The sequence below is a fragment of the Mesorhizobium sp. MC2-1-1 genome, assembly GCF_057597255.1.
Window position 1 is genome coordinate 5,739,209 of sequence record NZ_CP195205.1, and the last position, 21,782, is coordinate 5,760,990.

General features: G+C 59.1%; 20 protein-coding genes and 1 pseudogene. 8 read left to right on the forward strand and 13 right to left on the reverse strand.

The features are described from left to right. Nucleotides 1-727: 727 nt before the first annotated feature. Both ACR64R_RS28185 and ACR64R_RS28190 read left to right on the forward strand, forming a co-directional pair. Nucleotides 728-2,776, forward strand: coding sequence for a BTAD domain-containing putative transcriptional regulator (locus ACR64R_RS28185; RefSeq protein WP_487359489.1), 2,049 nt, complete (start codon nt 728-730; stop codon nt 2,774-2,776). A gap of 131 nt (nt 2,777-2,907) precedes the next feature. Then, nucleotides 2,908-3,129 (forward strand): hypothetical protein, encoded by a 222-nt coding sequence (locus ACR64R_RS28190; protein WP_487359490.1) that lies wholly within the window; start codon nt 2,908-2,910, stop codon nt 3,127-3,129. A gap of 568 nt (nt 3,130-3,697) precedes the next feature. Here the strand turns inward: ACR64R_RS28190 and ACR64R_RS28195 are convergent. The 3 genes from ACR64R_RS28195 to ACR64R_RS28205 form a co-directional block, all read right to left on the reverse strand. Next, nucleotides 3,698-4,090 (reverse strand): response regulator, encoded by a 393-nt coding sequence (locus tag ACR64R_RS28195; protein ID WP_487359491.1) that lies wholly within the window; start codon nt 4,088-4,090, stop codon nt 3,698-3,700. Beyond that, the gene (locus ACR64R_RS28200; protein WP_487359492.1) at nt 4,087-5,541 is read right to left on the reverse strand and encodes a sensor histidine kinase; all 1,455 of its coding nucleotides are present in this window, start codon (nt 5,539-5,541) and stop codon (nt 4,087-4,089) included. The genes ACR64R_RS28195 and ACR64R_RS28200 overlap by 4 nt, the downstream gene beginning before the upstream one ends. Before the next feature lie 256 nt (nt 5,542-5,797). Further along, nucleotides 5,798-6,067, reverse strand: coding sequence for a thermonuclease family protein (locus tag ACR64R_RS28205; RefSeq protein WP_487359493.1), 270 nt, complete (start codon nt 6,065-6,067; stop codon nt 5,798-5,800). A 239-nt stretch (nt 6,068-6,306) separates the two neighbouring features. On the opposite strand from ACR64R_RS28205, the gene ACR64R_RS28210 reads away from it, so the two are divergent. Further along, nucleotides 6,307-7,206: an ankyrin repeat domain-containing protein gene (locus ACR64R_RS28210; protein ID WP_487359494.1), complete on the forward strand. Its 900-nt coding sequence runs from the start codon at nt 6,307-6,309 to the stop codon at nt 7,204-7,206. A 109-nt stretch (nt 7,207-7,315) separates the two neighbouring features. Here the strand turns inward: ACR64R_RS28210 and ACR64R_RS28215 are convergent, their stop codons facing one another. Continuing rightward, nucleotides 7,316-8,827 (reverse strand): winged helix-turn-helix domain-containing tetratricopeptide repeat protein, encoded by a 1,512-nt coding sequence (locus ACR64R_RS28215; protein ID WP_487359495.1) that lies wholly within the window; start codon nt 8,825-8,827, stop codon nt 7,316-7,318. Between the two features lie 185 nt (nt 8,828-9,012). On the opposite strand from ACR64R_RS28215, the gene ACR64R_RS28220 reads away from it, so the two are divergent. Together ACR64R_RS28220 and ACR64R_RS28225 are read left to right on the forward strand one after the other, a co-directional pair. Beyond that, a complete protein-coding gene (locus tag ACR64R_RS28220; protein WP_487359496.1) occupies nt 9,013-10,146 on the forward strand; it encodes a helix-turn-helix transcriptional regulator in 1,134 nt (377 codons plus the stop codon). A gap of 104 nt (nt 10,147-10,250) precedes the next feature. Then, nucleotides 10,251-11,105: a DUF1194 domain-containing protein gene (locus ACR64R_RS28225; protein WP_487359497.1), complete on the forward strand. Its 855-nt coding sequence runs from the start codon at nt 10,251-10,253 to the stop codon at nt 11,103-11,105. A gap of 274 nt (nt 11,106-11,379) precedes the next feature. Here ACR64R_RS28225 and ACR64R_RS28230 read toward each other — a convergent pair whose 3' ends face one another. Together ACR64R_RS28230 and ACR64R_RS28235 are read right to left on the reverse strand one after the other, a co-directional pair. Beyond that, nucleotides 11,380-11,832, reverse strand: coding sequence for an SgcJ/EcaC family oxidoreductase (locus tag ACR64R_RS28230; protein ID WP_487359498.1), 453 nt, complete (start codon nt 11,830-11,832; stop codon nt 11,380-11,382). A 78-nt stretch (nt 11,833-11,910) separates the two neighbouring features. Further along, entirely contained in the window at nt 11,911-12,384 is a 474-nt protein-coding gene (locus ACR64R_RS28235) for an anthrone oxygenase family protein (RefSeq protein WP_487359499.1), read from the reverse strand. Between the two features lie 86 nt (nt 12,385-12,470). On the opposite strand from ACR64R_RS28235, the gene ACR64R_RS28240 reads away from it, so the two are divergent. After that, entirely contained in the window at nt 12,471-13,118 is a 648-nt protein-coding gene (locus tag ACR64R_RS28240; protein WP_487359500.1) for a TetR/AcrR family transcriptional regulator, read from the forward strand. Between the two features lie 39 nt (nt 13,119-13,157). Here ACR64R_RS28240 and ACR64R_RS28245 read toward each other — a convergent pair whose 3' ends face one another. Then, nucleotides 13,158-13,445, reverse strand: a complete 288-nt coding sequence (locus ACR64R_RS28245; RefSeq protein WP_487359501.1) for a hypothetical protein — start codon at nt 13,443-13,445, stop codon at nt 13,158-13,160. A gap of 129 nt (nt 13,446-13,574) precedes the next feature. Between ACR64R_RS28245 and ACR64R_RS28250 the strand changes: the two are divergent. After that, nucleotides 13,575-14,010 (forward strand): annotated as a pseudogene (locus ACR64R_RS28250) (IS5 family transposase); the annotation flags it as partial. A gap of 47 nt (nt 14,011-14,057) precedes the next feature. Then, nucleotides 14,058-14,270, forward strand: coding sequence for a helix-turn-helix domain-containing protein (locus tag ACR64R_RS28255; RefSeq protein ID WP_487362568.1), 213 nt, complete (start codon nt 14,058-14,060; stop codon nt 14,268-14,270). A gap of 652 nt (nt 14,271-14,922) precedes the next feature. Here the strand turns inward: ACR64R_RS28255 and ACR64R_RS28260 are convergent. The 6 genes from ACR64R_RS28260 to ACR64R_RS28285 form a co-directional block, all read right to left on the reverse strand. After that, nucleotides 14,923-15,057 carry a GFA family protein gene (locus tag ACR64R_RS28260; protein WP_487359502.1) on the reverse strand — a complete coding sequence of 45 codons (135 nt, stop codon included), beginning with the start codon at nt 15,055-15,057 and terminating at the stop codon, nt 14,923-14,925. Nucleotides 15,058-15,209: 152 nt separating this feature from the next. Continuing rightward, nucleotides 15,210-16,097 (reverse strand): DMT family transporter, encoded by an 888-nt coding sequence (locus ACR64R_RS28265; protein ID WP_487359503.1) that lies wholly within the window; start codon nt 16,095-16,097, stop codon nt 15,210-15,212. 208 nt (nt 16,098-16,305) lie between these two features. Then, entirely contained in the window at nt 16,306-17,202 is an 897-nt protein-coding gene (locus ACR64R_RS28270; protein ID WP_487359504.1) for a DMT family transporter, read from the reverse strand. Nucleotides 17,203-17,449: 247 nt separating this feature from the next. After that, nucleotides 17,450-18,610 carry a serine hydrolase domain-containing protein gene (locus ACR64R_RS28275; protein ID WP_487359505.1) on the reverse strand — a complete coding sequence of 387 codons (1,161 nt, stop codon included), beginning with the start codon at nt 18,608-18,610 and terminating at the stop codon, nt 17,450-17,452. 544 nt (nt 18,611-19,154) lie between these two features. Next, nucleotides 19,155-20,348: an IS91 family transposase gene (locus ACR64R_RS28280; protein ID WP_487359506.1), complete on the reverse strand. Its 1,194-nt coding sequence runs from the start codon at nt 20,346-20,348 to the stop codon at nt 19,155-19,157. A gap of 2 nt (nt 20,349-20,350) precedes the next feature. Then, entirely contained in the window at nt 20,351-21,259 is a 909-nt protein-coding gene (locus ACR64R_RS28285; RefSeq protein WP_487359507.1) for a tyrosine-type recombinase/integrase, read from the reverse strand. Nucleotides 21,260-21,782 lie beyond the last annotated feature (523 nt).

Consider the following 21,782-nt stretch of genomic DNA (forward strand, 5'->3'; position numbering starts at 1 on the left):
TGTGATGCTACTCAGATTTGGGGGCGGTCATGGACCGGAAGCTCGCTGCCATTCTTGCTGCGGACGTCGTCGGCTACTCCAAAGGCAGGTCTACCGGCGCTGGCTGGTGTCGAGCCGCTGGCAGACGCTGCCGTTACATGTTCATCGGTACGAAGAAGCATCGAACATCCCGTTTGGGACCGTGGCCATGCAAGCCGCCAGGGTTGAAGCAGGCCCAGTACTGACTATCGTAACTCGGCATGGCGCGACCCCTTGGCACGAAGAATTTGCGGTCGACGACGTAACCTTCCTTAGTTTCCACAACGCGTGTCTCGTCGAGTGGGGAGCAGTCATGTTCGTTGCAACACCACGCGCCCGAGTAGGGATCACGGAACTTGTGACGGGATATCCAGCTGTCGTGCCCCGAGGCTGCAGTGGGACATACTAGAATGGCTGAGAACATGACCCCCAGCAGTCGGCTGCGCATTTGTCGAAGCGAAGCCGGTCTGCTATCAACCCGCGAGCAGTTAACGAGGCCCTTGCCAGCATAGCGCTCCTCAAAATGAACCGCCCACACTTTCATCGCCAAGCGAAGGGAGGATGGTGGTAACGGCAGCATTGTTTGATCTCAAGATGTGGACTACGCCAGAGCCTACGGGAGCCACCGTTAGGCGAGCGTTTGTTGGTTCCATTGGCCTAGCGCCGGGATTATCCCCGTAAGTTTTCGCGTGAATGAAGGGGGCCAATCGTGTACTCCTGGCTCCACGACATTGCAGGCTTAGTGGAGCAAATGGGCCGGGAACCGCGCACCTTGCATCTTGAAACCCTTGGTGGTTTCCGACTGCGAGACGCGGCATCTGGCAATGAGGTCACGGTCGTCGGTCGAAAGGCCCAGGCCCTTCTGACTTTTCTTGCACTCCATAATGGTCAACGCCTACCACGCGAACGCATTGCCGCCCTTCTTTGGGGTGACATGGACGACCCACATGCCCGCGGCAATCTTCGACTGTGTTTGCATGGCTTGCGCCGAAACCTTGGCGATTTCGCCGACATTTTGCACGCCGATCGGAACGAACTGAGGCTGGATGCAACCAGAATAAGTGTCGATGTCGTCGCCATTCGCCGGGGGCACGAAGGCCACAACCCCGCCGACTGGGACCAATCGCTTTCCCGCTATCGAGGGCCGTTTCTTGATGGTCTGACTACGGATAGCAGCGAGTTCGATGACTGGGTTAGGGAAACGCGGGAGCACTTTCTTGGCGCCGCAATCGATCTCCATAATCGTCTCCTACGTCTAGAAACAGGAGAGGCCCGCATCCGAAGGGCACGGCAGCTTCTCGATCTGGACCGCCTGAGCGAAAACTCCCACGCGGCCCTTATCCAGACTCTCGCTGCGCACGGTGAGCGGGAAGCCGCCCTCCGCCAATACCAGCTGTGTCGCGATTTGTTGAAGTCTGAATTGGACGTTGAACCCTCGGAAGATCTCAATCGGCTGATAGATTCCATTGGTGACAATGGAAACTTGCCAGCGTGCTGGCTCGTCGGTCGATCTTTGCTTGAGATGTCAGCGAACTTCCCAGCGACGGAATGGAATATCAATCCAGACACAGCCATCGCGGTGATGCCGTTCGAAAGTTTTGCTAAAGAGGACGCGACTGCGATCTTTGCGAACGTCCTCGCTGATCAGCTGATTTCCGCGCTGTCACGCTGCCGGGAACTGTATGTCGTCGCCCGCGTTCTGAGCGCTGCATATATTGGCGGCTCCACACGAAATGATACGATCGCTCGTGAGCTGGGCGTGCGCTACCTCCTGACCGGCAGCGTCCACGCGAATGCTCACACGTTCCTGATAATTGCGCAATTAGTCGACACGGTCTCGCGGACGTGCATCTGGTCAGAAAAGTTTTCTTGCTATCAAGCCGGAACAATTGCGCCATATAACGAGACCGTCCGAAGCATCACGACGTGCGTCGATACGCAGATCAAACTGGCGGCTTGGCGCGGTAAAAGATCGGACAAGCAAGAGCATATCGAGCCGACCGAACTCGCCAGGCGAGCAGTTGGACGTTTGTACGATATGACTTCACAAGGAAATGCGGACGCGGAGAAACTCGTCGAGCGCGCCCTGTTCGAAGATCCTGACTGCGCCATGGCTCACAGGGTTCGCGGCACTGTCTTCGTTTCGCGTCTCGCCGCAAACGAAATTCCCCATGACGCGATCTCGGTCGAAAAGGCATTGAATCTTTGCCGATACGCAATTGAGCTTGCGCCATATGACGAGTGCGCTCACTGGACAATGGCGTTTGCGTTGGCGGAGGCCGGTCGGCTGGAGGAGGCCCTGTACGCGTGCGATGCTGGAATGTCGCTTAACCCCAACAATTCACTGCTCTTGGGCGACAAAGGGGACTATCTCGGTGCGCTCGGGCGAACGAAGGAGGCTATCGAGACATGCAGTCTCGCCCTTCAGCTCGACCCGCGCTACCCGGTCAGCTATTGGTGGGAGAACAGCATCGCAAGCGCCCGATTCCTCAGAGGAGAGCATGCGGAAGCACTAAGCGTTGCCAAAGCTGTAGCATTGAAGAAGCCAACTCACGTGCGTGCGGGCATCGTCTGGGCTGCATCCGCAGCAGCTTCCCGAAATGCGAAGGAAGCCAAGCAGGCTGTTCAACATCTAGCTGCGGTCGCACCCGATCTGAGTCTGAGCAATGTGATGCCTGACTACACGCTCGCGCTTTGTGAACCCAAGGACGCCCACAAACTAATGGACTGCCTAGCGCTTGCCGGACTGAAGGGATGACCGATGACGGCCCAACCCAGAATTGTCACTCGATCTGCTTCAGGTTCCATACTGTCATGGTGAGGCGATTCGAACGCCCGACGCCAACCTTGGCAAGAACGGTACGCCCAGGCTGCTGCGCGAAAGAGCAAGTGAAGATGGTTGCACTGCCCAGCAATCATTTCAACTTGCGATGCCAAATCGCGCAGATCAGCCGCCCAACCAAGCGGTCTTTTCTGCGTCCGCAAGTTCTGATGGTTGCGTCCTCCCGCAACCGGTCGCTGCCCGTCTCCGCCTGGTCGCGCAATTTCGTCGAAGTGGTCGTGAAACCCATTTTACACTGGTCGTCAGGCGACTTTGCCGACCGAAATTGATAACTCGAAGCCGATTTATCTCCCGCTGGGCGAACGACAGCTTTGCGCCTCATCTCAGACGTACGGGCTGGCATCACTCTCGCCCGGAAGCAGACTGGCGCGACGACGCTAAACTCCGATACGCGGCTGCGGCCGCCCCGCATTAAACCGAGTGTCCTTCGATAAGGAAATTTCGCCCTCTGGTCGCGAAATAAAAAAATACAATCTCTACAGGTGAACTAGACTTATGCTTGATGGGCGGCCTGCGCGCGGCTGGCGCCACTGGTAGGAAATTCATTTGCCTCATTGAGCAGGATCGACAACCAAGCGGTCTTTTCTGCGTCCACAAGTTCTAATGGTTGCGTCCTCCCGCAACCTGTCGCTGCATGACTCGAAGCCGATTTATCTCCCGCTGAGCGAACGACAGCAGGCCAAGCTCGCGGCTCTCAGTCGCGCGTTAAGACCATTTCGGCGCTCCCCCAAAGCAGACCTGGGAACGCCGAGCCAGGTTAAGATCTCGATTAGTGTCGGCCCTAGCCTACCCATGCGTTTACACGCTCGTAGTCGGCTTCGGCTTAAGGAAAAATACTCAAGTCACATGCGGAAGGGTTCGGTCGCCTCGCTCATCCGAGAGAGCGAACCGCAACGCGCTGTCTAACTTCTCCTTGGAATAGGGTTTGCCGATAATAGCCGATCCTCTCGCGAAGTCTGACGCACCCTCACCATATCCGGTGGCGCACACAATTGGGATGCCCCGAAGCCTTAGAGCGTCGGCAACGCGGTCGCTTCGCTCTCCACGTATATTCAAATCCAGAACAGCCGCGTCGATTTCTTGGGTCTCGATCATCGCGATCGCGCCGTCGATGGTGGTGGCGGGCCCAACAACAGTGATCCCGAGTTCAATCAAAAAATCCTCGGCCAACATGGCGATTAGGGATTCGTCCTCGACGATGAGCACGCGTCGGCCTGACAACGTTGTCATTGGGGGAAACTCCCCTCTGCCAAGGGCGCATCGATTCTGCAGACGAGGCCCTGAGGTTGGAAATCCATCGCGACCTCCGCCTCGAGATCGGCGGCTAAGCCCCGCTCAAGGAGGCGGGAGCCAAAGCCTCGCCTGGCCGGAGATGAAACTGTGGGGCCACCTAGCTCGCTCCAGACTAGCTTAAGCCTTGGCTTGGGTTCGGCAATGTGAAACCACTCGACGGAGATTTTGCCGGCCTCGTTGGAAAGGGCGCCGTATTTTACAGCGTTGGTCAGCAATTCATGGAAGGCAAGTGCTAGCGAAAGAGCTTGGTTGGGTTGCAATAGAATTGCAGGTCCAGTTGTCGAAACACGGTTGGAGAACGCACCGCGAATCTGAAGGCTGTTGCAAACCAATTGGTCCAACGATGCATGTTCCCAATTGGTCTGCGTAAGGATGTTGTGCGCTGCCGAAAGGGCCATAAGACGGCCTTCGAACGCGGCATGAGCATCAGTGGCACTCGTTCCCCTGAACGTCTGATGAGCTATACCCTGGACGACCGCCAGAGTGTTCTTCACACGATGGTTGAGCTCAGCCATCAGCAGCTCTCTTTGTGTGACGTCCACATTTACCCCGATCAACCCGCGAAAGACACCACTAGGGGAGAAGTGAGGACAAGCAGTTGTGAGTAGAACGCGATACTCCCCTTTGCAATTTCTGTAGCGACCCTGAACCGTGACGCCCGATTGTGTTGCCAATGCTTGCGTCATGCGAGCCCCGATATCGGCTGCATCGTCGGGATGAATGGTTGGGTGCCAATTGAACGTCGGGATATCCTCCGTCTCGACGCCCCAGAACTCCCTAAGCATGATGTTCAGATTTGTGCATTTGCCCAAAGCGTCGCAGGTCCAGATCATCACCGGAGCATGTTCCGACATAAGGCGAAACTGTTGCTCGGATCCTCGCAATTCTTCTTCGGCGACTCTTCGGGCCTCTTCTGCCCGCGTCCGCTCGAGATAAAACCCGATCTGTCTGGCAATTGTCGTAGCGAGATCGATCTCGTGGCTGACAAACGAATGCCTGTGTTCGTAGTAGGTCATGAATTTTCCCACCACTTCGCCTTGGACTGTCAATGGAATGAACGCCAAGCCAATGATGCCTTCATCGGCAATAATTTCTTTAACGGCGGGAGCTTCATCCGTTTCAGCAATGTGCGAAACAAAGATGGCATCAGGGTTGCGTTCGCCCACAACCCAAGGCGAGTGCCCCTCAAGCGCCTTTCTGTACCGTTCGGACAAGCCGCGCCACGCTACGAAGCGCATGATGCCTGCATCATCGAACAGCAACATGGAAGCGCGATGGCACCCTAGACCGTCACGAATGGCATCCAGACCGGCTTCAAAAGCTTCGTGGCTCGTCTTTGCCCGGTACAGTCGATCTGTCAGCAAGTAAAGCGCGCTGAGTTCGTCCAATCTGTCTGTGAGTTTCTCGCTGCCCCCGCTCAATTGCACCGCCGACCCTCCCTTTGGCGAATGGTTATTAGCAACGACGCATAGAACGCTGATAGGTCATTTTCGTTCCGATCGCATAACTCGGCAGTTGCGCCGTCGGCGCGCTGGCAGTCGCCGACAAAGCGGTGATAGCGATCCCAGGCTACGAAGGTGCACTGGACTGGCCTCGATGCGGCAAGGAACTTGTTCAGTGCTTCGGCCGATCGCCGGCCGCACGCTACGGGTATTCGAAGCCCCTGGCGTCGTTGCAATATTGCTTGCTCTCAGGCGCGTCGATGCCATTGAAGCGGATCCGCTGACCGTGGACCTCGATCGTGTCGCCGTCGATGACCGATGCGACGCTGGCGATGGATACCGGCTTCGGCTTGATGATGTTCTGCAGGTCGATTTCCGGCAGGGCCCGCTGTTGTGAATGACGAATTGCGTGACCACGGCGGAGACCGCGGCGCCCGTCACAAGCACGAGACGAAGCGGCACGCCGGTCCATCGGCTAGCGCGTAAGCGTCTCCCGTCAGTGCGGCGCCTCCACTGGTCTGAGCGACTGTCGAAAGGGACCTGTCAGTTCCGCGGCTGCCTAGAATGACTATTTTGCCAAAGAGCGCATTCTAACCTGACATTGCGGCCAGATCGTAATGCCAACCGGCACATTAGCATGTACTAAATCTCTATTGTCGGTTAGGCTACAGGTCAATCTTGCCCGGGAGGAGTAGCCTCAAGGAGGATACAATGATCGAGCGGGGACGCATTTGGGTGCTACTGGCTTCGTGCGCCCTTTGGCTTCTGGCGCTGCCGGCGCAAGCGAGCAGCTTGGCTGATCTGGTCAAGAATGGCGACGTGGCAGCGGTGGCCGCCGCCTTGGACAAGGGCGTCGATGTCAACGAAATCGATGGCGTCACAGCGCTCTATATTGCCTGCGAAGCCGGGAATGTGGAGCTGGCAGAACTTCTGATCAAGCATGGGGCGGACGTTGCCCTGCCCGTCACTTGGCAAAGAACGCCGCTCTACGCCGCCAACAAGGGCGGGCATGCTGGCATCGTCAAGCTGCTGCTCGACAATGGAGCCGATCCAAATCAGGTAGCGAAAGCGCAGACGCCGCTACACGTGGCTGCCGAAAATGGCTGCCTCCAGTGCGTCATCCATCTTGTAGAGGCCGGAGCGGATGTTAACGCGCTGACGTCGAATGGAAGTCCCCCCATACATCTGGCCAAGATCGGGGGCCACGAGGACGTAGCCGCGTATTTGCGCAGCCATGGCGCCGCACAACCGGCGATAGCGCCGATTTCACCCCGCCTTGCATCGGCAAACGTCCAAGCGGGCAAGGACATTTTCGACAGCACCTGCGTGGCCTGTCATCTTTCCCCAAGCGTCAGGGTGCCCAAAAAGGTCAACCTTTGGGGCATCGTCGGGCGGCGGAAAGGTGCACAAAGCGATGTCCTGTATTCGTCGGCTCTGAAAGATGCTGAAGGCAATTGGACCTTTGAGGATCTCAATCTCTTCATCTCAAATCCCGCGCTCACTCTGCCCGGCACGGACATGTCTTTCCAGGGTTTGAAGGACGAGAACAAGCGGGCAGACCTCATTGCCTACCTGCGGACCTTGAGTGATGCACCGCTTCCGCTTCCTTGATCACTCCCGCGGGCCCGAATGAAGGTGACTTGTAACGGCGATGCCCCAGGCAGCCTTTCAGCTGTGATTTAACTTGTTTCCAAAGCGCTCGTTGCGCGTTGCGCATTCCTCAGGGAAAGCCGGCCTCTCTGAAGCCCGAGGTAAACCGTTCGAGGTCGACTTGGTCGGCGAACGGGAGACCTGAAATCAGCCGGCACGTCAGGTCGCTTTTCCTTGTCAAGGCTTCTTCGACTTCAGCTCGCGCCTTCTCCATCTCACCCAAATGTGCGTATGAAGCTGCGAGGAAGGCATGAATGAAGAAGTGGTCGCCGGCCTTCTGATACGAAGCGACGGCTTCCGAGTACCTTCCAAGCAGGAACAGGGAACTGCCCTTCACCTCCCAGAACCATATCGGGGGTAGCGGGTCGCGCAGCAGCGCACTTTCGAGCACTTGGAGCGCCGTCTCAGCCCGGCCACCGTAGTTGAGCCAGCTTGCATAATCGCCTGCTATGTTCACGTCCAGCGGGTTCAGCGAGCGTGCTTGCTCGAAATGGGTTCCCGCATCCCCATGCTGGCGCATATGCGTAAGCACCAGCCCCATGCTCTGGTGACAGACACCGTCGCTCCTGTCGAGAGAGAGCGCCATTTGAGCCGAGTTCCAGGCCTTCTGCAGCGTCCGCGGATCATTGTCGTACCAGAATCTGCCCACAAGGGCCTGTGCGAGGAAGGCATGGCCTTGAGCGAATGTCGGATCGAGCTCGACGCACCGGACGAATAGGGTCTCTGACTTGTCCATTTCATATCGATGAAAGTACGCGCGACCCTGCAGGTAGTAGTCGTACGCATCCCAATCGGCCGGACGCTTTCGTCTGGACCGGCTCGCCGTGTCTGCCTCCGCCTGGCCTTCGACCATCGAGGCGATCAGAGCCGCAACTTCGTCCTGCAATGCAAAGATGTCGTTGAGAGCCCGGTCGTACCGTTGGGCCCATAGGTGCATGCCGGAGGGGGCATCAATCAATTGCGTCGTGATCCGGATGCGATCACCGATCTTTCGTATGCTGCCTTCGACGAGATAGCGAACTCCGAGTTTGCGATGGACTTCGCCAATGTCCAATGCCCGATGGCGAAACTGAAAAGATGAGTTTCGGGCGATAACGAGGAGAGATCGAAACCTCGCCAATTCCGTGATTATATCCTCGGTTATGCCGTCGCTGAGATACTGCTGGTCCTGGTCACCGCCCGGATTGGCAAAAGGCAGCACCGCGATCGATGGCTTGCCGGACGACGGCATTAGTTTGGAGGATGTGCTGGCCAGCGGCTCGACAGTCCCGTTGAAGCGGTAGCCGACGCGAGGCACCGTGGCGATCCACTCACCGCCGCCGTTGTCATTAAGCCCCAGAACCTTTCTCAGTGTAGCTATCTGGACGGTAAGGTTGCCTTCCTCAACCGCAGTGCCCGGCCAGGCAGCGTCCATCAGTTCGGCCTTGGTCATGATCTCGCCGGGCCGCGCCGTAAGCGCAGCAAGCAGCGTCAGCCCGCGATGACCAACAGCAATCGGTATCTCCCCCTTAAGGAGCGTCCCAATGCCCGGATCGAGTACGAACGGGCCGAAGGCTATGCGGGTCCCTTGCATGCGGCGCATATTAGCTGTTTGCAAATTTTTCGGAACGGTTTAGGCGCCGAGTAATGCGCGGGTCGGCAACGACTACAAGACTAAAGCTAACACACGTGCAAGGCGAACGTAGGATTGTCGGCTGGCCGTTCCCACTTAGCCTGATCCGTGGTACTTTTAAGTGTGTCGTAGCCTGATCATCAGGGTAGAACCGTATGGCTGCCTCTCGGGCAATCGCGTCAGCGATTGAGACTTGCTACGACGCCGCCTTCGATTTTGGGCGGTGGCCGGAAGCGCTTCAAAACCTTGCAGATGCTCTCGGCGCTACGAGTTGTGTCATTCGAGCCTGTGATGACACCCACCCTTTCCGGAGCGACCAGCGCAAGCGGACCACCCCGACGCCGGATTCGAGGGAACATGCTGAATTTTCGGCTCTTTGGCTGAAGAACATCGAAGGTGCTCCCGATCCCCGTTGCGAGAGATTGAGGCTGCTGGCGAAACCCGCAACCTGCTTCACCGTCGAGGATGAACTCACCACCTCCGAGGAGAGAAGGCACCTTGCTTACTATCAGGAAATAGCGCGCCCGGGGAACCGCGAGTGGTGGGCAGCGGTCTACTTTTTGGTCAATAAACGCAAGTGGTTCCTGTCGATGTTCCGCGATGCCCGCAGCGGGGCCTTTGAATTGTCCGAAGCCGAGCATTTCCTGCGCGTGGTGCCTGACCTGAACCGGATTATCAGCCTAGCGGAGAAGATCTGGGATATTTCGCTCGCCCCCACTCTCGCCGTTCTTGACCAATTCAATTTTGGCGCGGCGCTGCTTGATCATCGTGGCTGCCTGACGCGTTGCAACTCGCATGCGGATGCTTTGTTCGGCTCCGGCCTTCTGGCCCGTCACCGCCGCATCCACGCAGCCGATCGCGAGAGCGACACCCGGCTGCAGCGGATGATAGGAGCTGCTGTATCAGGCGCACTGGACGGGGCGTTTGTGGTCGAGCCTGAAGTCATCGCCCGCGACGGATCGTTCTGGCTTCTTGCCGAGATCGTGCCGATGACTTCATTCGTGCGCGATCTATTCAATGGCGGCGACCTTCTGCTGTGCTTCACCGACCTAGTTGGGGAACGGTCGCCATCGGCACGGTTACTTGGACAGACATTTCAGCTCACGGCAGCCGAAGCGCGGCTAGCCTCCAGCCTGACGGCCGGCGACGGGATCGATGCGGCGAGCGATCGATTGGCCATTGGCCGTGAAACCGCGCGAACTCAGTTGCGAGCAATCCTTGCCAAGACAGGAACTCATCGCCAGGCCGAACTCACGGCGCTTTTAGCTCGCTTGCCCTCCAGACACTGAGTTACGCCCTCACCCGATCAGGTGAAGCGCGCGGCCACATCCCGATTCACACTTCCCCCTCGCATCGCCGGAATCGCGCCAGTGACGCCAGGGGACAGTGCAGGATGGCAAAAACGTTTGACCGGAAAATTTACTGGGCCCGTCGAGTGAGGCGGCCTCTGAAATTGTGCTCCCCGGCGCTGATGCTGCTTGTCAGCGGTTTATGCTCCCCATCGGCGGAGGCGGCAGAACCGGGAGCGCTAGGCGTCGATCTCGAACTGGTCCTCGCAGTCGACGTCTCACCATCAATGAGCCCCTCCGAGCAGCGGGTTCAGCGGAACGGTTACGTCAACGCTTTCCGGCACCCGGACTTGATCAAGGCCATATTGTCAGGCCCACGCGGTGTGATCGCGGTTTCGTATCTCGAATGGGCCGGGCCCAACTCCCGGCGCATCGTCCTGCCCTGGACAATCGTCGGCAGCTATGGCGACGCAAGACGGTTCGCTGATGCACTGGCGACTGAACCGATCAGCGCGCAGCCTGGCACTTCCATTTCGGGCGCTCTTCTGGCGGCGGGCGATCTGTTTGCGCAGAGCCGGATTGCAGCTGCACGCCGGGTGATCGATATATCGGGCGATGGGCCCAACAATGCCGGTCTGCCGGTCGCGCCGATCCGGGACGGTCTGACCGCCTCCGGCGTTACCATTAATGGGCTTCCACTGTCCTTGGCGCATGGTGGCTCCAACGGCTTTCAGTCCTTTGGCGCACAATATCTGAATCTTTACTTCGAGCGTTGCGTCATTGGCGGATCCGATGCATTCGTGATCGGCATTGATGATCTTGCTTTGTTCGAGATAGCAGTACGCCGAAAGCTCCTCCTTGAGATTGCGGGTATGCCCTCCCGGCCTAAGCTCGCGTCTTATAATCCGGCAGCCGGCCCTGCATTCGACTGCTCCATGATCGGAACTGCCGCGCGGTAGCGCGACAGCCGCCATGTTCCCAGATAGTTAAGGATGCCCGGCATCCTGGGTCGACCGATAGTCGCCACCCTGGCTGATAAAGGCTGCCACATAAAAGGGGCGGCCTCGCTTCCCCGGGGGCAGCGTTCGAAGTGAGAAGAAGGTTCCGTGGTGGAGATCGTGTTCAGCGCGATCGACAGGGCGACTTCCAGGATGGACGGTGCGTAATCCGCGGAATCTGCGAGGAGTCCTAAAGACAGGCGGCCAACAGCCATCAGCCGCCTGTAGAAGCAACTCAGGCCCGCGGCATTCGTGTTTCCGCCTCAGGGACCTCATTGGTGTTTTGCCCAGCCGCGATCCGCCATCCGGCAGATGATTTGACGGTCACCAGCGAAAGAATTCCTTGACGCGGCGCCCCGATCGCTCCCGACGGGTCCAGATGCCCCGTCATCCGCCACCGGACGTGGACCAGCGCAACATCGGGACCGAGGAATTTAAGCGAGGCGATGTCCCACACAAGAACACTGTTTTTAAGGAACGTCGCATGTGTATGGGCGTGCGCGGCCTGAATCGCATTGCGCCCGCGCCACCACATTCCAACTACATTTACAAACTCAGCATCGTCCGCAAACAGCGTTCCGAACGCCTGCATATCGTGGCGGTTCCAGGCGGCATCGAAACCGTTCACCAATTGGGTGACGGCGACACGATCGGCGTCGATTGGGGAGATATCTAGATTTGAAGACATGAGTTTATTCCTTTAATAGGCGGCGGCGCATACCCAGCTCGCCTCGCGAGTTGGCTTCACGATCGGTGGATGGGTCTTTCAGGCAGCTCGGTCGGCAAAGATTGCAGCGATGAGCATGACTTCACCCGCAAAACTTGCACAAAGCCGAACAATATGAAGCGTCCACCATTTGTCCCGAATGTCGGCCCAATCGTTGGGAAGCGCGGCCGCTGACCAGTGCATTATCTGCGCGTTGATCGGCTGATTTCCGAATCGCGTGACAAGGCCCGCGATTGCGATGGCGGCAAGCGCCGTCAGATAGAGGCCCAGTACAGCCGGCCGGTTCCGGCTTAGAGCCGCAAGAGCTGCCGTCGCAAGCAAACATGCCAGGCCAAGGGCCGGGAGCAAAAGGTTCAGGCCACGGATGGCCCCTTGCTGCATCTCAACGAAAGTGGACGCACTCAGAACGGCTGGATTATAACCGCGCCAGACGCCGAACACGGTCCCCATCACTAAAGAGATCAGAAGGATTGCGGTAAGTTGCAGGCCGGAAGTCATGAGGTCGGAAGACATTGTAAGCTCCTGGTGAATGCGCGGCTTGCGCCGCGAGCGATATTGATGCACTGTTACTGCATTCAATACATCTCTGGTGCATCCAAATGAGTACTGATGTCAAGCCTCGTCGCAAATACGAGTCCGTGGCACGCCATCGCCAGGCTGAGCAAACCCGTTCGGCGGTCCTCGATGCGGCCTGGAAGTTGTTTGGGCAGAATGGCTGGGAACGAACCACCATCGCAGCAATTGCCCGTGAAGCAGCTGTCTCGAAGGAGACCATTTATGCTGTGTGGGGCGCCAAGACCGCCATCCTGGCCGACCTTGCAAAGCGAGCGGTACGAGGCGCGGCTCCTGAAACTCCACTTCTGGACCAGGATGCGCCAAGGGCGGCGATGGAGGGAGCAACGGCGGCGGTCAAGATCGAGCGGTTCGCGGCGACCATCACCGAGATCCTGGGCCGCATCGCACCGATAGTGGACGTCGCACGAGCCGCTGCCGAAATAGACGAGGACTCGGCCGTGCTTTACAGGTCCCTCCACGAAGGCCGGCGCCGCAATCTCAATGTCTTTGCGACTTCGCTCGCGTCCGATCTGCGAGCCGGCATATCGGTTTCCGACGCTAACGAGGAGCTTTGGCGGCTCGCAAGCCCGGAACTGTACCTGCTGCTCATAAGGGTCGGCGGGATGACAGCGGATTCCTATGCGGCATGGCTGGCCAAGAGCATCAAGGCATTGCTCCTTGACCCACGTTAGGCCGTGAACTCATAAATGCGGAATTACCGAGCTGACGGATTAGCGATCGTTGGTGGCAATATCAATCTCTTCCCGCGTGAGCCAATTTGGTTCGAACAGCCTTCCGGCGGTTTGCCAACCATGGTTAGTTTCAATATTAATTGATGGACACTGCGAGGCTACCGGGTCGAGTAAGTCGACGCATATGATTCCCATTAGTTTTCCAATTACTCGCCGTTGAAGTTCAAATTCATGCAAGGTGGCTTGCAGTTCAAGGATGAGTTGATTGAGCAAAGGAACGGCACGGATAGACATGCAAACGATGTTTTTTGTAGACGTCTGGTCCATAGCTCGCCCCTAAGTCATGAAGGCACGTTGCCACAAAGCCCTCCAGAAACTAGCAGCGCATCGTCCGCTTCGGAGTCGTTGCCCGACTGGCGGCTTTCATATTGCGGCGGAATCTGATTCAGGCTTCGCATGAGCCGATATGACCTGACCGACTTCGAGTGGAGCGTGATCGAGCCGCTTCTCCCCAACAAACCGCGTGGCGTGCCGCGCGTCGATGACCGCCGCGTGCTGAACGGCATCTTCTGGGTGCTGCGATCCGGTGCGCCATGGCGCGACCTGCCAGAGCGCTATGGCCCGCGCACGACCAGCCACAATAGCTTTGTGCGCTGTCGAAAGGCGGGCGTGTGGGCCGCATGATGGTTGCCATCACCGCAGCATACGACAGCAATATTCAAATGATCGACACCACATCAATCCGGGCGCACCAACAGGCTGCGACAGCAAAAAGGGGGGTCGAGATCACTGTCTCGGTCGATCACGCGGCGGGCTTACCACGAAAATACATGCCGTCGTCGATGCACAAGGGCTTCCGATCCGCCTCGGCTTGACCGCTGGCCAGGCGCATGTTGGTCAGATCGCCAACGAATTGCACAGGCGCAGCTTGCGCGATCGATAGGCGTCAGCCTTCATCAACTCCAGAAATACGAAAATGCAAGGAACCGCGTGAGTGCATCCATGATCCATGAGATTGGCAAGTCGCTGGGCGTCCCTGTCAGCCGCTTTTCAAAGGCCTCCCGGGGAATGATGAGAGTGGCGGAGAGGCTGCACATCTGCCGGTCGATGTGTGCATTGACTTCATTGCAACCAAAGAAGGTCGGCACCTGATCGAGCGGATGGTCGGCTGAACGCTAGGTGCCGTGGGTGAGGGCCCGCGTGTCCGCCCTGATCGCCGCGATCGGGGAAGAACTGAGCGCCCCCAATTGCGATGAAGAGCAATGAGGGCGAACTCGAGGCGCAAAGCGGACGGAGCCAAGCTTGTTCTAACCCGTGTCCCAAACCCACCGTCAAGCAGGCCCAATGCTGGCGCGGCTCGGCGCAGACCTGGATAGATAACATTGCCGACTTACCCAAGTATGACGGAGATGTCCCCGAGTAACCATGCAACTTATGGCAGCGAGCCTCCGAGCGGGGTAGTCTGTGGCACGGGCTTTAGGGAGGGGAAATGTTTGACCCGACCCTGACCGACGCCGACTGATCGGCATCTATCGGCTATCAGATCATGAAGCCATCGGAACAAGCGACAGCTTTCGGGAAATCGGCGGGACGTTCGGAACGACCGCTAAGGCGGGATGAGGTCGGCGCGCTGACGCAGTGAGCCAACCCGCAGGCCGAAGAAGCCGCCCTTGCCATCCTCCGGTCTCGAATAGACCGAAGTTCCCGCATTCCGGGCAGAACGCCAGAACGCGACGGTTTCCGCTCGCGGCAGTTTTCACGTATGTCTTTGGTTTGCCCGACAGAATTTTGAACTTTCGATCAACTACGGAACAGTCACCCGAAACGCCGAACCGGATAGAGTTTGGCAATCCGTGCAGTGACAGATCTCGACCTGGTCGGCATCCACCTCAGCCTCATAGGTGAGGTAGCCACACAGACAATGACCATCGGCTTTCATTGTCACTCCACTATCTGCAAGCGCTGCCGGCTATCCTAGACAACAACCATCCGATGCCTCGCTTGGTAACCCTGAGCCTGCCGCCAGGGATAGGCATTGGCAAGTTCCGGGCCGTCGGCAGTTGCACTGGTTGCCCTTCGGAGGCCGCGGGACTAACGACGAATTTCCATCACGAAGATCGCTGCAATCACGACCGTGATGCCGATGCCTTGAAGGAACGAGACACTCTCGCCTAGCACAGCTATGGCGAAAAGGACGCCAAGGACCGGCTCCAGGTTGCTGATCATTGCGGCGCGCGCCGCGCCGACGTAGGCCATGCCTGAGATAAACGCGAGCGTTCCTACCGTGGAGGCGATGGCCACGCCGACAAATCCGATCCAGGCGAGCATCGTCGTGGGAAAGGCCATGGTCCCAAAGAGCGCAAAGATCACCGTGAGAGTGGCTGCCGCGGACAACATCATGTAGAAGCCGATCGACATCGCCTTTGCTTCTGCCGTGGCGCGCGAGCCGCAAACAACGATGATGGCCGTCACCGCCATTGCTAACACGGCAAGGGCCAGCCCAGTACCGCTCAACTTTTCGAAGGATAGGCCGATCGCCAGGTAAAGCCCCAACAGCGCGGCGACGAGCGCGCCGATGGAAATAATGGTCAGTTTCTCCTGACCGAGCACCACAACGATGAACCCGACAAGCACTGGATGAATGAAGTATATCAGGATCACAAGGCTGACCGGCAGATAGTTCACTGCCCCCAGATAGCCGTAGAGCATTGCGGCATAGGCCACACCCATACCTAAGGCGATCTGCATCGGCCGGCGCGGAATTGCCAAAGGCTGGCGCGACACCAGCACCAGCACGAACGTGATCAGGACTGAAAAGATGCTTCGACCGGTGATAACGCTAAGCGTATTGCTACCGCCTTCATAAGCGAGCTTGGCGAGGCTTGGAACAATGGCGATCGCGATTGTGGAGAGGACGACCAGCCCGACGCCCAGCGCCCTTTTTCTGACGTCGATCTCAACTATGCCAGCATCGGCCATCAACCGCCCCGCCGCCCTCGAAGCCGCTATCTTATCTTACGGCAGAAGCATCAGCCATCGTTACCGTATACCGCTGACCTGCGGCCCCCCTGAACCAGTTCGCTGTCGCGTTCCTTACACACCGGTCTTTGCCTCGTAGGGAATGATGCAGTCCTTCGAGACACTCTGCTGATGTTGTTTGCCCGCTAGTTTCGCCCGCAACGACCTTTCACTCCAAGCTGGTCCGCAGCTTCACAATGATGTTTCCGAGGATCGCCGCAAGCACCAATGCGCCGCCCGCGAACGTTTCCATCGCCGGCATCTCGTTAAAAAACAACCAGACCCAGAGCGGGGCCATCGGCATTTCCGCCGAACTGAGCAGAGTGGCTTGAGCGGCCGGCAAGCGTCGTGCGCCCATCGCGTAAATGCCTAAGGCAAAACCCTGAGTGATGATCCCAAAGAGGCCGAGCAGCATCACTTTGTCGAGGGGAACAGTGAGCGGTTTAGCGAAAAAGAACGCCAAGAAGGCTGCGACGAGGCCAGCCAGAGCCACTGGTTCCAGCAGGGGCGTCTCGCGATATCGGCGCATAATCACAGTCATCATCGCGATCGCGAAGGCCACGTAAACCATCGCGAGATCGCCTTTCAGATGCCCGCCACCCGCAGCGAGTGTGCCGCTCACGGTCACGACGACCCCAGCGGTAGCGACGAAAGCGCTGACGATCGTACTGATGCCAGGACTCTCCCGAAACCAGACCCAGGCAAGGATCGCTGCCATAAAAGGAACTGTCGCATAGATGACGCAGCCATTCGCTATTGTGGTGTTCTGCATCGAATAGATGGAGGAGAAAAGGCCGGTGGCTATGAGTGTCGTCGTGGCGACGCCGGCTGGTGCCATAGTCCGTCGCCAGTCAAACGACCATCGCCTCCGCTCGATCATGGCGATAGCAACGACTGACGGGCCGCCAAAGATGCAACGCCAAAAAACGACGTTCCATAGGTCGACGTCAGGCAACATCCGAACAAACAAGCCCATGGTGCTCCAGGCGACCGCAGAGGTGAGAACTAACAGGACGCCTAGCCCTGCATCGCGGCGGCTACCCGCACTGACATCCACCGTATCCATCAAGGACATCCCCAGTCGGACGTGCGAGTGACCGGTTCACCGCAATCATGCGGCGCAGTTACGAGGAGAACAAGGAGAGCCTAATATAACGAAGGTCGGAGTGGCAATCGCAACGACACACAGACGTTCTGCCTGGTACCGGCGCCATTCCGGCTGCGTAGCAACTAAACCGTTGATCAGCAGGGTACTCTGGCGGATTAAGTCTCACGCACCAGTCAACGCGCCATAGACGAGCGCACGCAGCTCTTTACGCACAGGGATTGCGCTCGAAGGCAGCAGTTGCGTAAAGAGAATGACGACCATTGTCGTCCACCGGGCTCACCCAGAAGAAGGTGCCTGCCGCGCCACCCCAGCCATAGTCCCCCGCCTGCGCCGAAATTTGTGCCTTGCCCAACAAACTGAACCCGACACCATCGAACTGGGTCTCGGCCCAAACCTCGGTCGCCATCGCCGCAAGATCGCCTGGCAGGTGATTACACGCCGCCAACCTCAATGTGCGGGGGCTGAGGATGCGCTCGCCGTTGAACTCACCTCCGCCGCGAAGCATCTCGGCGAACCGCCAATAATCGTCAATGGTTCCCACAAGTCCGCCGCCACCACAGAACGTATCGACCTTGCCTTGCCGCCATGCCGAAACCTCTGGCTTCTCGTTCAAGGCCATGCCGCCCGCAGTGACCTCATACATCGGGGGAAAGCGGCTAATCCCGGAGTCCGACACGGAGAAGCCGGAGTCGGTCATGCCGAGGGGCTCGAAGATCCGCGTCGAAAAGAACTTGTCGAGCGTCATGCCGGCAACCACTTCCACGATGCGGCCGATGGCATCGGAGCCAGCGCTGTATTGCCATCGGGTACCCGGTTCCCATTCCAGCGGCAGTTCGGCGATCCTGCGCACCATCTTGTCGAGTCCACCATAGGCCTTGGCGAGGCCGAGCACTTCCTTGGCATAAGCCTCACCGAGCAGGCGAGGTCCTGTAAACAGGCTCAGACCCGATGTGTGGGTTAGCAGATGGTGGATCGTCATTTTCGTTTTGACGGGCACCGTTTGATCGAGCGAAATAGCAACCGGCATCAGGCGTCGCATATCCTTGAATTCCGGCAGATAGGCTTCTACTGGATCGTCGAGATGCACCCGGGCTTCTTCGTACAACATCAACAGAGCAACTGCGGTTACAGGCTTGGCCATTGACCAGATGCGAGCGATGAGGTCGCGTTGCCAAGGCTTCTTGGCTTCGATGTCGGCGTATCCAGCAGAGTCGAAATAAGCGAGTTCGCCATGCCGCGCGACGAGCACCGAACCCCCAGGCCAGCGCCCGGTGTCGGCATAGCGATGCATCCACCCCTTCAGTCGGGCCAGCCGTGACTTGTCGAAGCCGAGGTCAGCGGGATCACGAACTGGGTCTTGCATCATCGCGCAGATGTCCTGTCGCTAACTAATGCCGCCAGGCGATCCTGCACGCTGCCCGCTTTGTTGCCAATAGGTGTCTGTATGTTTGGATACGGGCTCGTCGGCGGACGGCCTCTTACCTGAGGACGTTTTGCGAGGGATCTGTCCGGCGGAGCCACCAGACGACCCAACGCAAGTCCGGTGTCTTGTATAACTGAAGCGAACGTCAGCTTCTTGGCGCCGCTGCTCGAAAGCCGACAGTCAGCTTGCGTGAAGAGTTTCGGGCGCCGGCAGGCGTACGAAAGTCCCCGAGGAAGGAACCCGCGGGCCACAGGCGATGGCTATGGGGATTTCGATTTTCGGCTGATGTCGGCGATGGCGCGACCGCCGTCGGGAAGCGCCGGGATGAATGCAGACAGACCGCTTCGTTGCGCCTCCGCGCGGTGTTGTCGGGACGGCCGGCGGCTGGGCGCGGCTCTGTCGGCGTCGATGATCACCCTGGACACGCGTGGATCCGGTGCCGGAGGCCGATAGCCTGCGGCTGAATGCTGGATGATACCATGCTGGGTCATGGGGCGGTCTCCCGGTTCGTCGTCCGTGCGCCCGGCGGTCCGCGCGGCTGTCTCCATCGTTCGAAGGTCTCGATGATGATCATGCGGCCGCCGCAGCAGGGGCACGGCGGGCGGAAGTCGTCCGGTTCGTCTGTGGTGTCGTCATCAGACGGTGCGGCGACGTTCAGGAGTTCGCGAGCAAGTGCGAGGCTGGCCTTGCGAGCGGAGCCGGCAAGCAGGCCGCAATGCCGGATGCGGTGGAATCCCTTTGGCAACACGTGGAGCAGGAAGCGGCGGATGAACTCGTCGGTCGCGAGCGTCATGAGCTGCTGCCGGTCGGCGCCTTCGCGACGATAGTCCTTGTAGCGGAAGGTGACGCCGCTCTCGTCGAAGGCGATCAGGCGGCTGTTCGAGATCGCGACCCGGTGCGTGTAGCGCGACAGATAGGCGAGCACCGCCTCCGGGCCGGCGAAGGGCGCCTTGGCGTAGATCACCCAGCGCTTCTTCCGGACCGGCGACAGGTGGCGCAGGAATGCCCGCCGTTCCGCGAGATGAGCAATTGCGCCGAAGAAGGCGAGCCGGCCAGCGTCGTGTAGCGCGACCAACCGGTGGAGGAACAGGCGGCGGAACAGCTTGCCGAGCACGCGCACCGGCAGCAGGAAGGCCGGCCGCGACGATATCCACCGGCTTCCGTCCGGCGAGATGCCGCCACCCGGCACGATCATATGCACGTGCGGATGGTGCGTCATCGCCGAGCCCCAGGTGTGAAGGACGGCGGTGATGCCGATGCGCGCGCCGAGATGCTTCGGATCAGCGGCGATCGTCAGCATCGTCTCCGACGCTGCCTTGAACAGCAGGTCGTAGACGAGCGCCTTGTTATGGAAGGCGATGTCGGCGACCTCGGCGGGCAGCGTGAAGACGACGTGGAAGTAGCCGACCGGCAGCAGGTCGGCCTCACGCTCGGCAAGCCATGTCCGCGCCGTGGCACCCTGGCACTTCGGACAGTGCCGGTTGCGGCAGGAGTTGTAGGCGATGCGCCACTGGCCGCAGTCCTCGCAGGCCTCGACGTGACCGCCAAGGGCCGCGGTGCGGCAGTGCTCGATCGCCGACATGACCTTGAGCTGCTGCAGTGTCAGATGCCCTGCATGGGCGGCCCGGTAGGCGAGCCCGGCAGCGCGGAAGATGTCGGCGACCTCGATCGAGGCGCGCACGCTCAGCCGTCGGGTGAGATCTCTTCCGGCTTGAAGAGGCCGAGCTTGTCGAGCGGGCTCGTGACGGTGCGCACCGTGCGGGTCGCAACCTTGGTGTAGAAGGCAGTGCTATTTAGCTTGGCGTGCCCGAGCAGGACCTGGATGATCCGGATGTCGGTGCCGTCCTCCAGCAGGTGGGTGGCGAAGCTGTGACGCAGCGTGTGCGGCCCGACCCGCTTGGCGATGTCGGCGGCCTGTGCTGCCTCGACGACCACGCGATAGAGCTGGCGGGTGCTGATGGGCTTCATCGCATGCTGCCCCGGAAACAGCCAGCCGTCGCGATGCATCACCCCCTGCTGGCGTCCGACCTTCCACCACTGGCGCAGCAACAAGAGCAGGTCTTGCGACAGCATGGCATTGCGATACCGCCCGCCCTTGCCGCGTTCGACACGCAGCAGCATCCGCTCGCTGTCGACGTCGGCGACCTTCAGCATCGACACCTCCGCCACGCGCAGGCCTGCGCCATAGGCGACCGACAGCGCGGCCTGGTGCTTCAAGCAGATGGTGGCGTTGAGGAGCCGGGCGACCTCGTCGCGGCTCAAGACCACCGGCAGCTTGCGCGGGTGCGCCAGCCGGACGAGCTTGCGCGCCAGATCGGGACGATCGACCGTATGCGTGAAGAAGAAGCGCAGCGCCGACACGATGCTGTTTATCGTCGGCACGGGAACGCCGTCCTCCTGCTGCTCGATCTGGAACCGGCGCAGGTCGTCGGTGGTCGCTGTGTCTGGTGAACGCCCGAGGAACGTCGCCAGGCGTCCGATGTCGCGGAGATAGTTGCGCTGCGTCTCGCGTGAGAAGCGCCGCATGTTCATGTCGTCGATCAGCCGCTGACGAAGTGGACTGATAGGTGCATCAAGAACAGGATAGGGCATGGTCAGGCTCCTTGTTGAAGAAGCCCGTGATGCTCTGCCGCTGCCGAACCACCCTCAATGCGAGCGCGACGACCGGTTCTTGATCTCTACCTCAACTGCTCGCGCCTCCCGCGCAGCGGGTTCGTTCTCCGGCCCCGAGGCTGTCATTCCCAATGCGCCTCATGTCGGACGCGGCCTGCAGCTTTGTGTCTCAAGCGGCGCGGCTGCAAAGAAAGAGCAGAGCATGCCCAGTGTAAGATTACCGCTCTCGGCTGGCGGTCCAGGCGCATCCATATGGGCTGTCGCTATCCACCCATCAGCGGCCACTTTGACCCCAGTGCACTACATCTAAAGGCTAGTCCACTACGTACAGGTACGTCTACTGTCGTTAACTCTTCCTCGATTTGACTGTTGACGCAAGCTACAGTGGAGTTAATAATCTCCTAATATGAGGGGTAGCGCCAAATAATCTCCCTACCGGCAACAACGAGTTAGGGCGCTATTGGGGGAAGCCGCGCGGCTGGTGAAGCCGTCGTAGCCATCG

Bases quoted from the DNA above. Each gene is read 5' to 3' on its own strand.
- ACR64R_RS28195 (WP_487359491.1), bottom strand. From the start codon at position 4,090: ATGACAACGTTGTCAGGCCGACGCGTGCTCATCGTCGAGGACGAATCC.
- ACR64R_RS28205 (WP_487359493.1), bottom strand. From the start codon at position 6,067: ATGGACCGGCGTGCCGCTTCGTCTCGTGCTTGTGACGGGCGCCGCGGT.
- ACR64R_RS28210 (WP_487359494.1), top strand. From the start codon at position 6,307: ATGATCGAGCGGGGACGCATTTGGGTGCTACTGGCTTCGTGCGCCCTT.
- ACR64R_RS28215 (WP_487359495.1), bottom strand. From the start codon at position 8,827: ATGCGCCGCATGCAAGGGACCCGCATAGCCTTCGGCCCGTTCGTACTC.
- ACR64R_RS28220 (WP_487359496.1), top strand. From the start codon at position 9,013: ATGGCTGCCTCTCGGGCAATCGCGTCAGCGATTGAGACTTGCTACGAC.
- ACR64R_RS28225 (WP_487359497.1), top strand. From the start codon at position 10,251: ATGGCAAAAACGTTTGACCGGAAAATTTACTGGGCCCGTCGAGTGAGG.
- ACR64R_RS28230 (WP_487359498.1), bottom strand. From the start codon at position 11,832: ATGTCTTCAAATCTAGATATCTCCCCAATCGACGCCGATCGTGTCGCC.
- ACR64R_RS28235 (WP_487359499.1), bottom strand. From the start codon at position 12,384: ATGTCTTCCGACCTCATGACTTCCGGCCTGCAACTTACCGCAATCCTT.
- ACR64R_RS28240 (WP_487359500.1), top strand. From the start codon at position 12,471: ATGAGTACTGATGTCAAGCCTCGTCGCAAATACGAGTCCGTGGCACGC.
- ACR64R_RS28245 (WP_487359501.1), bottom strand. From the start codon at position 13,445: ATGGACCAGACGTCTACAAAAAACATCGTTTGCATGTCTATCCGTGCC.
- ACR64R_RS28260 (WP_487359502.1), bottom strand. From the start codon at position 15,057: ATGAAAGCCGATGGTCATTGTCTGTGTGGCTACCTCACCTATGAGGCT.
- ACR64R_RS28265 (WP_487359503.1), bottom strand. From the start codon at position 16,097: ATGGCCGATGCTGGCATAGTTGAGATCGACGTCAGAAAAAGGGCGCTG.
- ACR64R_RS28270 (WP_487359504.1), bottom strand. From the start codon at position 17,202: ATGGATACGGTGGATGTCAGTGCGGGTAGCCGCCGCGATGCAGGGCTA.
- ACR64R_RS28275 (WP_487359505.1), bottom strand. From the start codon at position 18,610: ATGATGCAAGACCCAGTTCGTGATCCCGCTGACCTCGGCTTCGACAAG.
- ACR64R_RS28285 (WP_487359507.1), bottom strand. From the start codon at position 21,259: ATGCCCTATCCTGTTCTTGATGCACCTATCAGTCCACTTCGTCAGCGG.